This window comes from Nocardia sp. NPDC058499, from assembly GCF_042719915.1.
GTDB lineage: Bacteria > Actinomycetota > Actinomycetes > Mycobacteriales > Mycobacteriaceae > Nocardia.
Genome location: NZ_JBHXMZ010000004.1, coordinates 170,466 through 183,760, shown reverse-complemented (window position 1 = coordinate 183,760; position 13,295 = coordinate 170,466). Strand labels below are relative to the sequence as shown.

At 66.7% G+C, this 13,295-nt stretch carries 16 protein-coding genes and 1 riboswitch; of the genes, 7 read left to right on the top strand and 9 right to left on the bottom strand.

Going from position 1 to position 13,295, the window contains the following annotated elements; genetic code table 11:
- Window positions 1-5 precede the first annotated feature (5 nt).
- On the bottom strand, window positions 6-635 hold the full coding sequence (locus ACFWPH_RS14455; protein ID WP_378751046.1) for an NAD(P)H-dependent oxidoreductase: 630 nt from the start codon (window positions 633-635) through the stop codon (window positions 6-8).
- A 54-nt stretch (window positions 636-689) separates the two neighbouring features.
- On the opposite strand from ACFWPH_RS14455, the gene ACFWPH_RS14450 reads away from it, so the two are divergent.
- Window positions 690-1,067 carry a MerR family transcriptional regulator gene (locus ACFWPH_RS14450; protein ID WP_378751044.1) on the top strand — a complete coding sequence of 126 codons (378 nt, stop codon included), beginning with the start codon at window positions 690-692 and terminating at the stop codon, window positions 1,065-1,067.
- A gap of 56 nt (window positions 1,068-1,123) precedes the next feature.
- Here the strand turns inward: ACFWPH_RS14450 and ACFWPH_RS14445 are convergent, their stop codons facing one another.
- The 4 genes from ACFWPH_RS14445 to ACFWPH_RS14430 form a co-directional block, all read right to left on the bottom strand.
- Window positions 1,124-1,366, bottom strand: a complete 243-nt coding sequence (locus ACFWPH_RS14445) for a helix-turn-helix transcriptional regulator (protein ID WP_378751042.1) — start codon at window positions 1,364-1,366, stop codon at window positions 1,124-1,126.
- On the bottom strand, window positions 1,356-2,207 hold the full coding sequence (locus tag ACFWPH_RS14440) for an ABC transporter permease (protein ID WP_378751040.1): 852 nt from the start codon (window positions 2,205-2,207) through the stop codon (window positions 1,356-1,358). The genes ACFWPH_RS14445 and ACFWPH_RS14440 overlap by 11 nt, the downstream gene beginning before the upstream one ends.
- Entirely contained in the window at window positions 2,204-3,133 is a 930-nt protein-coding gene (locus ACFWPH_RS14435; protein WP_378751038.1) for an ABC transporter ATP-binding protein, read from the bottom strand. The genes ACFWPH_RS14440 and ACFWPH_RS14435 overlap by 4 nt, the downstream gene beginning before the upstream one ends.
- A 107-nt stretch (window positions 3,134-3,240) precedes the next feature.
- Window positions 3,241-3,807, bottom strand: a complete 567-nt coding sequence (locus ACFWPH_RS14430) for a peptide deformylase (RefSeq protein ID WP_378751036.1) — start codon at window positions 3,805-3,807, stop codon at window positions 3,241-3,243.
- A 47-nt stretch (window positions 3,808-3,854) separates the two neighbouring features.
- On the opposite strand from ACFWPH_RS14430, the gene ACFWPH_RS14425 reads away from it, so the two are divergent.
- Both ACFWPH_RS14425 and ACFWPH_RS14420 read left to right on the top strand, forming a co-directional pair.
- Entirely contained in the window at window positions 3,855-4,400 is a 546-nt protein-coding gene (locus ACFWPH_RS14425; protein ID WP_378751750.1) for a PadR family transcriptional regulator, read from the top strand.
- 370 nt (window positions 4,401-4,770) lie between these two features.
- Window positions 4,771-5,274 carry a cupin domain-containing protein gene (locus tag ACFWPH_RS14420; protein WP_378751034.1) on the top strand — a complete coding sequence of 168 codons (504 nt, stop codon included), beginning with the start codon at window positions 4,771-4,773 and terminating at the stop codon, window positions 5,272-5,274.
- 211 nt (window positions 5,275-5,485) lie between these two features.
- On the opposite strand, the gene ACFWPH_RS14415 is transcribed toward ACFWPH_RS14420, so the two are convergent.
- Window positions 5,486-6,292, bottom strand: a complete 807-nt coding sequence (locus ACFWPH_RS14415; RefSeq protein ID WP_378751032.1) for an MOSC domain-containing protein — start codon at window positions 6,290-6,292, stop codon at window positions 5,486-5,488.
- 212 nt (window positions 6,293-6,504) lie between these two features.
- Between ACFWPH_RS14415 and ACFWPH_RS14410 the strand changes: the two genes are divergently transcribed.
- The gene (locus ACFWPH_RS14410) at window positions 6,505-6,984 is read left to right on the top strand and encodes a DUF456 domain-containing protein (protein WP_378751030.1); all 480 of its coding nucleotides are present in this window, start codon (window positions 6,505-6,507) and stop codon (window positions 6,982-6,984) included.
- A gap of 170 nt (window positions 6,985-7,154) precedes the next feature.
- Here ACFWPH_RS14410 and ACFWPH_RS14405 read toward each other — a convergent pair whose 3' ends face one another.
- Together ACFWPH_RS14405 and ACFWPH_RS14400 are read right to left on the bottom strand one after the other, a co-directional pair.
- On the bottom strand, window positions 7,155-8,039 hold the full coding sequence (locus ACFWPH_RS14405; RefSeq protein ID WP_378751028.1) for an amidohydrolase family protein: 885 nt from the start codon (window positions 8,037-8,039) through the stop codon (window positions 7,155-7,157).
- 74 nt (window positions 8,040-8,113) lie between these two features.
- On the bottom strand, window positions 8,114-9,502 hold the full coding sequence (locus ACFWPH_RS14400) for an FAD-dependent oxidoreductase (protein WP_378751026.1): 1,389 nt from the start codon (window positions 9,500-9,502) through the stop codon (window positions 8,114-8,116).
- 225 nt (window positions 9,503-9,727) lie between these two features.
- On the opposite strand from ACFWPH_RS14400, the gene ACFWPH_RS14395 reads away from it, so the two are divergent.
- From ACFWPH_RS14395 to ACFWPH_RS14385, 3 genes are all read left to right on the top strand, one after another.
- The gene (locus ACFWPH_RS14395) at window positions 9,728-10,198 is read left to right on the top strand and encodes a hypothetical protein (protein ID WP_378751024.1); all 471 of its coding nucleotides are present in this window, start codon (window positions 9,728-9,730) and stop codon (window positions 10,196-10,198) included.
- A gap of 64 nt (window positions 10,199-10,262) precedes the next feature.
- A riboswitch (SAM riboswitch) is annotated at window positions 10,263-10,375 on the top strand.
- 16 nt (window positions 10,376-10,391) lie between these two features.
- Complete coding sequence (locus ACFWPH_RS14390) at window positions 10,392-10,808, top strand: rhodanese-like domain-containing protein (RefSeq protein ID WP_378751022.1); 417 nt, start codon at window positions 10,392-10,394, stop codon at window positions 10,806-10,808.
- Complete coding sequence (locus ACFWPH_RS14385; RefSeq protein WP_378751020.1) at window positions 10,805-12,019, top strand: O-succinylhomoserine sulfhydrylase; 1,215 nt, start codon at window positions 10,805-10,807, stop codon at window positions 12,017-12,019. The genes ACFWPH_RS14390 and ACFWPH_RS14385 overlap by 4 nt, the downstream gene beginning before the upstream one ends.
- 483 nt (window positions 12,020-12,502) lie before the next feature.
- Here ACFWPH_RS14385 and ACFWPH_RS14380 read toward each other — a convergent pair whose 3' ends face one another.
- Window positions 12,503-13,279: an HAD-IIA family hydrolase gene (locus ACFWPH_RS14380; protein ID WP_378751748.1), complete on the bottom strand. Its 777-nt coding sequence runs from the start codon at window positions 13,277-13,279 to the stop codon at window positions 12,503-12,505.
- Between the last annotated feature and the right edge of the window lie 16 nt (window positions 13,280-13,295).

Below are 13,295 nucleotides of genomic sequence, written 5' to 3'. Positions count from 1 at the left end.
CCGACTCAGACTGCCACCCGGTCGTATGCCGGCTGCGCGCGCTGAGCCATCTCGGCGCCGATCTCGTACCCCCGGGCGATCAGTTGCTCGTGGACTGCCGGGTCCTTGGATTCGGTGTCGTAGAGGAATTCGATCGATGCGTCGCCGATCCGGGAGTAGTCGGCGATACCGTGCATCGTCTGGGTGGTCAAAGCCGCCTTGTATCCGTGCCGGTCGAACGTTCCTTCGCCCAGACCGGCCAGTGCGACGAGATGAAGTTTCCGCACCGCGCTCGGGCTACCGTGCGAAACATCGTCGTAGGCCCCGAAAACCCGGTCGAACCAGCCTTTGGCGAGTGCGGGCATGGACCACCAGTAGACGGGAAAGAGGACGACGGTCACCTCCGCCGACTCGAGGAGTTCCTGCTCACGCCTGACGTCGGCAGGCAGTCCCGACAGCCCTCGGTGATGCGCCAGATCTGCTTTTCCGTAGACCGGATCGAACCCGGACGCCACCAAGTCATGGATTGTGGCGGTGGTACTTCCATCGGACCGGATGCCCTGCTCGAGGGCCCGCGCAATGCCCCAGGTCGCCGAGTCGTGGTCCGGGTGCACGACTACGAGTATCACCTTCGGCCGACTGTTTTCGTTCGTCATACCGGCGAAACTAAGCTATAACACTAACGTCAATGTCAAGGAGAGGGCAGGCGGATGCGGATACGCGATTTGAGCGTTGCCACCGGGGCGAGCCCGCGGATGCTCCGGCACTACGAGGGTGCCGGGATCCTCTCGCCCGAACGCGATACCAACGGGTACCGGAACTACCGACCCGAAGATGTCCAGACCGTGGACCACATACGCTGCCTGCTCGCGTCCGGTCTGTCGCTGTCCGAAGCCTCCGCGATACTGCAGGTCGCTTGTATCGACCCGGCCGGTGCCTCCGATGCCGACCGGGCAGCCGCATTGGCGCAACTCGACGAGCGGACAGCGCAATTGGACGCCGGAATCTCCCGTCTCCAGGCCCAGAAGGCGGAAATTCTCGGACTTCGCGCGAGCATCGAGACACCGGCAAGTCCCACAACGGACTGATTCGACAGCAAACGCCACCGGCCGGGCTCCATGGCCTGCCCGGCCGGGCCGGTAGATCAGGCGGTCTCGGTACCCGAACCGAGCCGCGGGAAGGGATCGGTGGAGAAGATGACCTCCACCGCCACCTCGAAGTACGCGGCGATCCGCAGTGCCAGATGCAGGCTGGGACTGTATTCGCCGCGTTCCAGGTATCCCACGGTCTGATAGTGGACGCCCAGCGCCTCGGCCAGCTGCCGCCGCGAGATTCCGCGCTCGGCGCGCAACATCGCGATACGGTTGTAGATGACCTCAGAAGGCACGCTGCATCGCCTTCTCCCGCCGGGCGGCCATACTCGACCCTGATTCGTGACGCGCCATGCGTCGCAACACTACCGGCGCGATGAGCAGGCCCACGACGGCCCATGCCCCCAGTACCGCGGCGGTTTCGAGATGCCTCCAGGACTGGTCGATCTCGATGGTCACTGTTTCGGGCGGCAGCAGCGCCGACCGCATACCGAGGCCCGCCCAGTACATCGGGAAGGCCTGGGCCACGGCCTGCAACCAGCCGGGCAGTGCCGTGATCGGGTAGAAGATGCCCGAGATTGCGATGAGCCCCATCAGTGGCATGGTCAGCAGGAAGGTCGCGCGTGGCCCTTCCAGGACGCCGCCGAGGAGCGCGCCCGCCGGCAGTGTGGCGAGCAGGCCGAGCAGGACGACCCAGCCGAACGTGAGCCACGCTCCGGGACCGTCCAGTGACGATCCGCCGATGATCAGCATGCCGGCCGCGAGCACCACGAGCACCTGCACGAGAACCGATCCCGCCGCGGTGGTGATCTTGCCGACGAAGTATCCGACCATGCCGTTCGGGATGGCCTTGGCCCGCAGGAGTGTGCCGTCCTCGCGGTCGAGCACCAGCACATTGGTGATCGCGAACAGGCCGTTGAAGGCGACGATACTGCCGAGCAGGCCCGGTAACGCGAGTTCGGCAATCGACAGTCCGGTATCCGCGTACTCCCGGTTGCGCAGTAGGTAGAGCGCGCACAGCGAGAGGGCCGGCGTCAGGAACTGCCCGACCAGTTCGGGCGCGTTGAGGTACATCTGCCGCAGTTCGATCCAGGCGCGGGCGAAACCGCCGCGTACGGCGGTGACGGTGGGATTCATCGGGTGACCTCCGCGAGAGTGTTCACCGCTGCCCCGGGATCCCCGGATTCGTGGCGGCGGACCAAAGTCATATAGGTGTCTTCCAGCGACGCCCGGCGGACCTCCAGATCACCGATCCGGTCGCCGTGCTGTTTGAACAGTTCGTGCACGTATTTCGTGGATTCCGTGGTGGTGTGCACGAAGCGCTGATCGCCCACGGTCCAGCGCACCTCGGCTTCGCCGGCGATACTGCGGGACAGCTCATCTGCCGAACCGTCGGCGATGATCCGCCCACCGGCCAGGATCAGGATCCGGTCGGCGAGCTTTTCCGCTTCGTCGAGGTCGTGGGTGGTGAGCAGCACCGTGGTGTCCTCGAGATCGGCGAGACGGTGCACGAGATCGTGGAAATCGCGCCGGGCCGCGGGGTCGAAACCCGCCGTGGGTTCGTCCATGAACAGCAATTCCGGCCGGCCGACGATCCCGATCGCCACATCCAGCCGCCGCCGCTGCCCACCGGACAGGGTGGAGATCTTGGCACCCGCATGCTCGGTGAGGCCCACCAATTCGATGAGTTCAGCGGTATCCCACGGTTTCCGGGTTCGGCTGTCGGAGTAGGGGCGGTAGTAGGCGCCGAGATGCGCGAGCAGTTCCCGCACCCGCCATTTGGCATGGTCGCGCCAGGACTGCAACACCACACCGACCCGCGCCCGCCAGGCTTCGTCGCCGTGCGCCGGGTCGACGCCCAGGACACGCACCTCTCCCGCCGAACGTGTGCGGAACCCCTCCAGGATCTCGAGCGTGGTGGTCTTACCCGCCCCGTTGGGTCCGAGCATCACCAGGACCTCCCCGCGCCGCGCCTGGAATGTCACATCGCGCAACACCTCGGTGGTGTCGTAGCGCATTCGCAGCGCGCCGACATCGAGTACTACGCCGTCACCCGAAGTCATGAGACCTCCCAATTGCTCAACTTCGACAATTTGTAGCATACGTACTACATATCGGCGCGGCAATACTCCACCGCCAGTTCGGTGCGGATAGTGCTTTGCGCGGCTCCTCAGCTCTCGTCCATGCCGGGATCGACACCCGGAAGCCAGCTGCGACCCGGTTCGGTCCACTGCCGCTGTTTGATCATTCGGCGGGCCTCGCGGCGGTTGCGGCCGAGCAACCTGTCCAGATAGAGCCGACCGGCCAGGTGGTCGGTTTCGTGTTGCAGGCAGCGTGCCAGATAGCCGGCGCCTTCGACGGAAACCGGGTCACCGTGCATATCGACACCGCTGACCTGCGCGCTCTGCGCCCGGCCGGTCGGAAACCATTCACCCGGCACCGAGAGACAGCCCTCGAGATCGTCCGGGTCGGGCATGGTTTCCGGAATCGCCGAGGTTTCCAGGACCGGATTCACCACGTGGCCGCGGTGGCGGCCGTCGGCGTCCACGAGATCGTAGACGAACGCTGCACGCGGGTCGCCGACCTGGTTCGCGGCCAGGCCCGCACCGTTGGCGGCGGTGAGGGTTTCGAACAGGTCCTCGACGAAAGCGGCCAGTTCGTCGTCGAACACGGTTACCGGGGTTGCCGGGGTGACCAGGCGCGGGTCACCGGCTATCAGGATGGGTCGGACAGTCATGCCACAGGAGAGTACTCAAATACGAGTAGTCGTGTCAGACTGACATGGTGAACGAAACCCGGTTGTTCGTCCTGGCCGCACTCTCCCGGCGGGGGCCGATGCACGGCCACCAGATCCGGCGGGACGCCCGCCTGGACCGCGCCGACCTGTGGTCACAGGTCAAACCCGGCTCGCTGTACGGGGCCCTGCACCGCATGGCCGACGAGGGCCTCATCCGCCCCCTGCGCACCGAACAGCAGGGCGCGCTGCCCGCACGCACCGTCTACGAGATCACCGACGAGGGTCACCGCGAACTACGCGCACTCCGCGACGAAGCCTTCACCGAAGTCGACCTGCGCCCGGACCCGGTCGATCTGGCCCTCGCCGTCAGCACCGACCTCGACCGCGAATTGCTGCGCGGCTACCTCGAAGACCGGATCGCCGCCCTGCGCGCCCGCGGCTCCCGCATCGAACACCAACTCGACCGCCGCTGGCCGGACCAGAACATCGCCGACGACCTGATCGTCGAACACGCCCGCATGCGCATCCAGGGCGAAATAGACTGGCACGAACGCGTACTCGCCGATATAGACAAACTCACCGCACCGCGCTGATTCCCGGCCACCACCGGACACGCGCTCGGCCCGGCACGTTCCGCACCGCTGTTCGGCACCTGGAGACCGGCCCGCGGGCTCGGCCGAAGCGTCCCGAACATCCGAGCCGAATCACGTAGACGGCTCGAACGGCGCCGGAATCGCCCGGCTGTTCAGCCGGTGAGGGACGTTTCCCGACGCCGCACTTCCTCGATAGCGCACCGTGGCTGCTTCGACGGCCGGAACAGGTGCTATTCGCGCGCATCCGCCTCGGCCGCGAATGCCCGATCGCCGCCTGGAAGCCGGCGGATGTCACACTGCCCGCCCTCGCGTCGTCGACCTGTCGACACACAAAACGCGACGCAGAGTCGCACAGGCGCAGGGAGACACCGTGACCACAATCAATCAGCAATCCGCGGCGCCGGTTCTCGTTCGTTCCGGGAACGCGGCAACGGTGCAGGACGGCACGCTGAGCCTCATCACCCTGCTGGCCGATGCCGGCGATACCGGTGGTGCGCTCACCGCCAACAAGGCGACCTTCTCGAAGGGATCGCCCGGCGCGCCCGCGCATTTCCACACCGCGGCCACCGAAATGTTCCTGGTGCTCGACGGGTCCATGCGGTTCCTGCTCGGCGACGAGATCGTCCGGCTCGAATCCGGCGATTTCCTCACCGTGCCGCCCACAGTGCCGCACGCATTCGCCCCGGCGCCCGATTCGGAAGCCGAACTACTCGTGGTCTTCACACCCGGCCTGCACCGGTTCGACTACTACCGGCTGCTGGAACGGGTATATCGCGGCGAGGCGACCGTCCAGGAGATCCGGGACAGCTCCGAGCAGTACGACAACCACTATGTCGACAGTCCGGTCTGGCGCGATGAGATCGCCGCCCCCTGAGCGGGTTCAGGGCTCCACCCCCTGCCGTACTCGCAAATAGCGACTGTGCGCACTGCCCCGCCGAATCGATCGGATTCGTACAGGACCCGCGCCGCCCCCGAGGCACTCGCCGGCTGTCGACAGGGGATCCGGCGCATGGCACGACGCCCGGTCTCCGCACCGGCGGGGTGACGGCCGTGGGCGCTGCGCGGGTCCGGCGAACGAGACGGATCTAGCCGATCACCAACCGGTCTCCGGTGCGGATGGTGCCGCCTTGCAGCACTGTCAGATACACCCCGGCGCAGGGCAGCGCGCCGCGACCCGGGATGGCGACATCGACCCGGTTCTCGGCCATCGGGCGGCGGACCGCCTCGGGTGAGCGGGGAAGGTCACCGTGCTCCAAGGTCGGCACCGCGCAACGGGGGGTGGCGGTGATCGCCGCCAACCGCACCTCGCCGATGGACAATTCCTTTCCGACCCACTCGTTTTCGCCGTAAGCCGGGAACTCCGGGGGCGTGTGGACGATCAGGTTCGGCCGGTAACGCACGGCTTCGACTTCGAGCCGGTCGAGGGTGGCGGTGGTGATCAAGTGCAGCGGAGCGTAGTCGACGAACGATGTTCCCGGCGTGGCGGCGGCCACGGGTCCGGTGACATAGTCCGACGCCGCATCGACTCCTCGGGCCAGTACCTCTTCGGGGTCGGTTTTTTCCATTTCGATGCCGTCGAGACGCTGGTCGGCAAGGCGGACTTCGCGTTCCAGCAGTTCGCTCAGCAGTCGGGCGGTATCGCCCGCACCGGCCTCGACGGTCTGTCCGTCCGGCAATGTGATGCGCACCCGGCCCGGATCTCCGGTGGCCGAACACTGCAGCAGCCGCCGCCACGACCGTGGTTGCTTGGCGGTGGCGACCCGGCCGGTGGCCACGTCGATCACCGCCAGCGCCCGGTCGCCGGCGGCCCCGCGCTCGTCGACCGCCAGCTCCCGGACGTCCTCGCCGAGCATGGATTTCACCGGGTACCTGCGCAGAGTCGTGACCTGCACCAGCTGTCGACCTCCTCTAGTCGGTTACCCGCGCTGCGGGTCCGATCATCTCGGAACCCGCGATTCTATCGACTACCCAGCCGGCGGGGTCGAGGCCGATCGGCAGGGCCGTGCGGGCGACCCGGCCTCGCGCAGCCGACCGGCCAGATCATTGCTGTCCGCGCTTTCCGTGTGCCCGGCACAAAACCCGGACCTCGGGCTACGTTGGTGATGTGAGCGTATGGGGTGAAATCATCGTCGGCCTGGTGATTCTGGTCGGCCTGGTCGGTATTGTGGTGCCGATTCTGCCGGGGGTGGTCCTGATCTTCGCGGCGGTCGCGGTGTGGGCATTCCTCACCGGCGGGACCGTGGCATGGGTGGTGCTGGGGATCAGCACCCTGCTGCTGGTGATCTCGGGGGTGGTGAAATACACGTGGCCCGGCCGGAATCTGAAGGAGGCGGGGATTCCGAACCGGACCCTGCTGCTGGGCGGTCTCGCCGGGATCGTCGGATTCTTCGTGATCCCGGTGGTCGGCCTGTTCGTGGGTTTCGTGGTCGGGGTGTATCTGTCGGAGATGGCGCGGATGCCCGACAACCGGCAGGCGTGGGCGTCGAGCAAGCATGCGATCAAAGGTGTGGGGCTGTCGATTCTGGTGGAGCTGCTGGGCGCCCTGCTCGCGACCGGGGTCTGGGTGATCGGGGCTGTGTTATAGGCGCCGCCTCCGGCGTCGCGGGTTCGGGGCCCTACGGGTCTCGTTCTTCACTCCGCCGCTCCTCCGCTTCGCTCCCCCGCTCTGTCGCTCCAGAACGAGACGGGCCCCGAACCACGGATGCGGGCCAGGAGCCGTCTAGGCCGGAGCACCCGGACAACGGCCTTCGCCGGTCAGTGCGGACCTGAGAATCTTCCCGGTCGCGGACCGAGAATGGGGAGGGGGCGGGTGGTGCCGTCGGTGGCGGGGCGGCGGTCGATATCCCGCTGGCGTGGGATGGACAGGGGCAGCGTGGGGGTGGGGTCCTCGAGGGTGCGGTCGATGGGCGGCAGACCGTAGAACGCGCGGGCGTTGTCCTCGAGAACCGCGTGCATATCGGTGCCCACCACATCGGCGATCAGCTCCACATCGGCTTCCCGGAAGGGACGGCCGGCGCGGGTGCCGGGCAGGTCGCTGCCGAACATGAGCGCTTCGGGATTCACCGCGTGGATCCGGCGCAGGGCGGTCGCAACATCCATATCGACCCGCCCGAAACCGGTGGCCTTCACCCGGGCGCCCCGATCGACCAGGTTCAACAGGTAGGAAAGTCCCTCCTCCGACATTCCGAGGTGATCGACGGACACCTTCGGCAATTTCAGGATCACCGGCTGCAGCGAGGCCAGCATCTGGCCGTCGACGTAGATTTCCACATGCCAGCCCGCGAGTTCGTGCGCACGCAGGGCTTGGCGGGTCATTCCGGCGATATCGGCGGCGGCACGTTTGAGGTTGAACCGCACCGCCCGCACCCCGGCCTCGTGCAGGTCGAGGATTTCCGAATCGGAGGCGTCCAGATCGAGCCGGGTGACTCCGACCCAGCCCGGCCCGAGTTCGGCCAGCGCGGCCCGCAGGTAGCTCTGGTCGTTGGCCTGGAAGGAGGCGCTGACCACTGCGCCACCGGCGACCTCGAACCGCGCCATCCGGCGCCGGTAGTCGGCGATGGTGTACGGCTCCGGTAGGTAGCCCTCGTTCTCGATCAGCGGAAATCGCGGATCGATGATGTGCACATGGGCATCGAACACGGATACAGAATGCCTGATATGTCGTGGTGGTGCCCGCTCCGGGAAGTACTGCCCCCGGAGCGGGCTCGAGAGAATTACACCTTGTGGGGTTCGCTGGCGCGCAGCATATCTTCGCGTTCGACGACCTTGACCCGTTCCCGGCCCTCGGGCTCGCCCAGCGAACGCTCATGCGCATCCAGCCGGTACCAGCCCGCCCAGGTCGTGAACGGGATCCCGCGGCTCTCCAGGAAATCGGTCACCGCATCGAGCTCCGGGCTCTCCGCCGCACCGAAGTTCTTGCTGTCGTCCAGCAGGCAGGCCACCGTCTCGTTGGCATCACCCTTGGTATGACCGATCAGCCCGACCGGGCCACGCTTGATCCAGCCGGTCACATACGTACCCGGCATGTACCGCGCGGAACCATCAGCGCCCTCGTCGACCAGCACGCGACCGGCCTCGTTCGGGATGACCCCGGCCTGATCGTCGAACGGCAGTTCCGAGATGTTCTGCGACAGATATCCGACGGCCCGGTAGACCGCCTGGACATCCCAGTCCCGGAAGTTCCCGGTGCCCTTCACGTTGCCGGTGCCGTCGAGTTGGGTGCGTTCGGTACGCAGCCCCACGACCTTGCCGTCCTCCCCCACGATCTCCGAGGGCGATTCGAAGAAATGCAGGAACAGCTTGTGCGGGCGGTTGCCCTGATCCCGGATCGCCCACTGCTCGAGGGTGTTGGCGACCATATCGACCTGCTTGGAATGCCGCCGCGCGGCCTCCGAACCCTCGTCGTAGTCGATGTCCTCCGGGTCGACGATGACCTCGATCGTCGGCGAATGATCCAGCTCTCGCAGCTCGAGCGGGGTGAACTTGGCCTGTGCGGGACCGCGGCGCCCGAAGACGTGGACCTCGACGGCCTTGTTCTCCTTCAACCCCGCGTAGACGTTCGGCGGGATCTCGGTCGGCAGCAGTTCGTCACCGGTCTTGGCCAGCACCCGCGCCACATCCAGTGCCACGTTGCCCACACCGAGCACCGCGACCTTCTCTGCGTCCAGCGGCCAGACGCGCGGCACATCCGGGTGCCCGTCGTACCAGGACACGAAATCGGCCGCACCGTAGGAGCCGTCCAGATCGATCCCCGGGATCGGCAACGCCCGGTCGGCGTTGGCACCGGTGGAGAAGATCACCGCATCGTAGAAACGCCGCAGGTCCGACAGCGTGATATCGGTCCCGTAGTCGATATTGCCCAGCAGCCGCACCTGGTCCTTGTCCAGCACCTTGTGCAGCGCGGTGACGATGCCCTTGATCCGCGGATGATCGGGCGCGACACCGTAACGGATCAGCCCGAACGGGGCGGGCATCCGCTCGAACAGGTCGATCGAGACCTCGGCATCCGACTTCATCAACGCATCAGCGGCGTAGATACCCGCCGGACCAGCCCCCACGATCGCGATCCGAAGCGGGCGATTCGCTTCCTTCTGCTCGGTCATCTGTTTCGCGCACCCTTATCGGTCGAAAGAATCACTGGCGTTGTACTTAGCTTAGGCTAAGTTGACGCGTGGCTTGTATGCGCCGTCATCGCGCCGTACCGGTCGGCCGGCACTACGTCTTCCCACGTCCCCGCGGCGACTGCTGTGCCGTCCACCCGCGGTCACTCCCGATTCTATCGGGGTGCGGGCACACCACCGATCCCGGGACCAGGGATGATCATCGGTATGAGCGATTCCGGACCCACCGACGAACCGGCGCCCACCGACCCGGCGGACACCCCACCACAGCGCGCGATCACGCCGTTCGTCGTGGCCGCGGCGATCGCGGCCGTGATCCTGGGCGGCATCGTGCTCACCGGCTGGCTGGCGCCGGTTGAGAAAAATGTCACAGATTCCGACCGGATCGCGGGGGCGGTCCGGGAGTTCGCCCAAGTGAGCAGCCGCTACGGGCCGGAGCCACCGGAGGAAGCGGTATGTCCCGGTTTCGTCCCGGCACGCTCCCCGATGGCGGGACGGCTGCAACCCGGTGAGACCGGAAAAGATATCGAGATCACGAAGTTCGGGCCGATAGAGATCAACGGCGAGAACGCGACCATCGAGGTGACGAGCCGCGTCGAAGATCAGGAAGCGACCTCGACCTGGTGGTTGTTCCGGTCCGACGGCGACTGGAAGGTGTGCAACCAGCCGGTCGAATGACTTCGGGCCGGACGTCAACCGGGGTTTGACACGGCCGGGCCGCGCCGGGCAATCTCATTGATTAGGTCATGAGCACCAGCGCCAAGCCCCGGCTCGCTGGTCGGCAACCCTCCTCCGCGGTGGGGTGCTCCGGGTGACGACCTGGCGCGCATCGAACGGATGCGGCAAGTGCGGATTCGCAGGAGGTACCACGTTGAGTTACGCAGGCGATATCGGTCCACAGCAGGCCTGGGAACTGCTGGCCGATAACCCGGACGCCGTCCTGGTGGATGTGCGCACCGAAGCCGAATGGAAATTCGTCGGTGTCCCCGACACCAGCTCCGTCGCCACACCGACGCTGCTGGTGGAATGGGTCGATTCCACCGGCGCCCGCAACACCGGGTTCCTGGACCAGTTGCGTACGGCACTGGGCGACCGCCCCGCCGACGCCCCGGTGCTGTTCCTGTGCCGCTCGGGGCAGCGCTCGGCGCATGCCGCCGATATCGCGACCGCTGCCGGTATCGCACCGTCCTACAACATCTCCGACGGCTTCGAAGGCCCGCTGGACGAATTCGGGCATCGCGGCGGCGCCGGCTGGCGGGCCCTCGGCCTGCCCTGGCGGCAGTCGTGATCAGCGGCGGCGCGTTCGAACGCGTCCTACCCGACGGTGTCGGCCCGGCCACGCTCGGCGTACGCGGCGGCCTGAACCGATCCGGTTTCGAGGAGACCTCCGAGGCCCTGTACCTGAACTCGGGGTTCGTCTACGCCAGCGCCGAGGCCGCCGAGGCCGCGTTCACCGGTGATTCCCCGCATTACGTGTACTCCCGCTACGGCAACCCCACCGTGGCCACCTTCCAGGAACGGATGCGGCTGCTCGACGGCGCCGAAGCATGTTTCGCCACCGCCAGCGGCATGGCGGCGGTCTTCGTCGCGCTCGGCGCCCTGCTGCGCGCCGGTGACCGGCTGGTGGCCGCGCGCAGCCTGTTCGGATCCTGTTTCGTGGTGTGCAACGAGATCCTGCCGCGCTGGGGTATCGAAACGGTTTTCGTCGACGGTGAGGACCTCGACCAGTGGGAGGCGGCACTGTCCGAACCCACCGCCGCGGTGTTCTTCGAAACCCCCGCCAACCCGATGCAGACCCTGGTCGACGTGCGCAAAGTCTGCGACCTCGCCCACGCGGCGGGCGCGAAAGTGGTGCTGGACAACGTTTTCGCCACCCCACTGCTGCAACGCGGATTCGAACTCGGCGCCGATGTGCTCGTGTACTCGGGCACCAAACACATCGACGGCCAGGGGCGGGTGCTCGGCGGCGCGATCCTCGGGTCGCAGGACTACATCGAAGGCCCCGTCAAAACGCTTATGCGGCACACCGGTCCGGCGCTCAGCCCGTTCAACGCGTGGACGCTGCTCAAGGGCCTGGAAACCATGCCGATACGAGTCCGGCAGTCGACCGAATCGGCGCTGCGGATCGCGCGCTACCTCGACGAGCATCCCGCGGTGAGCTGGGTGCGCTACCCGTTCCTGGAAACGCATCCGCAGTACAAACTGGCCACCGACCAGATGAGCGGCGGCGGCACCGTGGTGACCTTCGAACTGAAAGCCGCCGCGGACGCAGCCAAGAAGCGCGCCTTCGAGGTGCTCAACGGGTTGCGGATCATCGATATCTCCAACAATCTCGGCGACGCGAAATCGCTGATCACCCATCCGGCGACCACCACCCACCGGGCGATGGGGCCGGAGGGGCGGGCGAGTATCGGACTGTCGGACGGGGTTGTGCGGGTTTCGGTGGGGCTGGAAGATATCGAGGACCTGCTGGGCGATCTGGACCACGCGCTGCGCTGATCGGGGTATACGCCGATCTCTCGGGTTTTGCCGTGGTGGTTCGCCGGTGGGACAGGTGAGCCGGACGGTCACGCTCGCCGTGCCACCGGACCGCCGCCTGTTTCGGCGGTATCGACGCGTGAAGGGTCGATGTGGGGTGGTTCGCGGAGGTGCTGTGTTTTTGGCGCGCTGGCGCGCGCGGGGGTTTGGCCCCTTTGGTCCATGCGTTCAGCCCGCGATACTCGCGGCTGCGCCGCATTGTCTCGCGGGCTGAACGCATGGACGGGCCAAACCCTCTGGGGCCTCGCTGGACTCGGCGGTGCCGCTGGTTGCGTCGGGTTTCGGGGTGGGCTGATGGGTGGATTGCTGAGCTCAGCGGTACGGCTGGTTGTGTTGGTTTCGGGTGGGCCGATCGGTCGATCCCTGAACTCAGCGGTGCCGCTGGTTGTGTTGGGGTCGGTGTGTATCGGGCTGTGTAGGGCCGGGCGAGCAAGGTGTGCGGAGTCAGATCTGTTTCGGGGCGGGTTCGGTAAAGGGGGTTCTTACTCGTCCGACCAGGTCGGCCACCGAATCCAAGACCATCGTGGGGCGGTAGGGGTAGTGCTCGATCGAATGCCGGGTGGAGATACCGGTGGTGACCAGGATGGTGCGCATACCGGCCTCCATCCCGGAGATGACGTCGGTATCCATCCGGTCGCCGATCATCACGCTGCTGCGCGAATGGGCATCGATACGGCGCAGCGCGGATCGCATCATCAGCGGGTTCGGTTTGCCGATGTAGTACGGGTCCCGGCCGGTGGCGCGAGTGATCAGCGCGGCCACCGAGCCTGTGGCGGGCAGTACGCCGTCACGCGAAGGGCCGGTGGCGTCGGGGTTGGTGGCGATGAAACGGGCACCGCGCTCCACCAGCCGGATGGCGGTGGTGATCGCCTCGAACGAGTACGTGCGGGTCTCGCCGAGCACCACATAGTCCGGATCGACGTCGGTGAGCACGTAGCCGATTTCGTGCAGCGCGGTGGTCAGGCCCGATTCACCCACCACGTAGGCGGTGCCACCCGGCCGCTGCTCGTTCAGGAAACTGGCGGTGGCCAGCGCGGAGGTCCAGATGGACTGCTCGGGGATATCGAGCCCGTTCTGGCGTAGGCGCGCCTGCAGATCGCGCGGTGTGCGGATCGAATTGTTGGTCAGCACCAGGAACGGGATCTGCTCGGCACGCAACTCGGCGAGGAATTCGTCGGCGCCGGGCACCAGATGCTCCTCACGCACCAGCACCCCGTCCATATCGGTGAGGTAGGAC

Bases quoted from the DNA above. Each gene is read 5' to 3' on its own strand.
- ACFWPH_RS14440 (WP_378751040.1), bottom strand. From the start codon at position 2,207: ATGAATCCCACCGTCACCGCCGTACGCGGCGGTTTCGCCCGCGCCTGG.
- ACFWPH_RS14455 (WP_378751046.1), bottom strand. From the start codon at position 635: ATGACGAACGAAAACAGTCGGCCGAAGGTGATACTCGTAGTCGTGCAC.
- ACFWPH_RS14380 (WP_378751748.1), bottom strand. From the start codon at position 13,279: ATGGACGGGGTGCTGGTGCGTGAGGAGCATCTGGTGCCCGGCGCCGAC.
- ACFWPH_RS14450 (WP_378751044.1), top strand. From the start codon at position 690: ATGCGGATACGCGATTTGAGCGTTGCCACCGGGGCGAGCCCGCGGATG.
- ACFWPH_RS14400 (WP_378751026.1), bottom strand. From the start codon at position 9,502: ATGACCGAGCAGAAGGAAGCGAATCGCCCGCTTCGGATCGCGATCGTG.
- ACFWPH_RS14430 (WP_378751036.1), bottom strand. From the start codon at position 3,807: ATGACTGTCCGACCCATCCTGATAGCCGGTGACCCGCGCCTGGTCACC.
- ACFWPH_RS14395 (WP_378751024.1), top strand. From the start codon at position 9,728: ATGAGCGATTCCGGACCCACCGACGAACCGGCGCCCACCGACCCGGCG.
- ACFWPH_RS14435 (WP_378751038.1), bottom strand. From the start codon at position 3,133: ATGACTTCGGGTGACGGCGTAGTACTCGATGTCGGCGCGCTGCGAATG.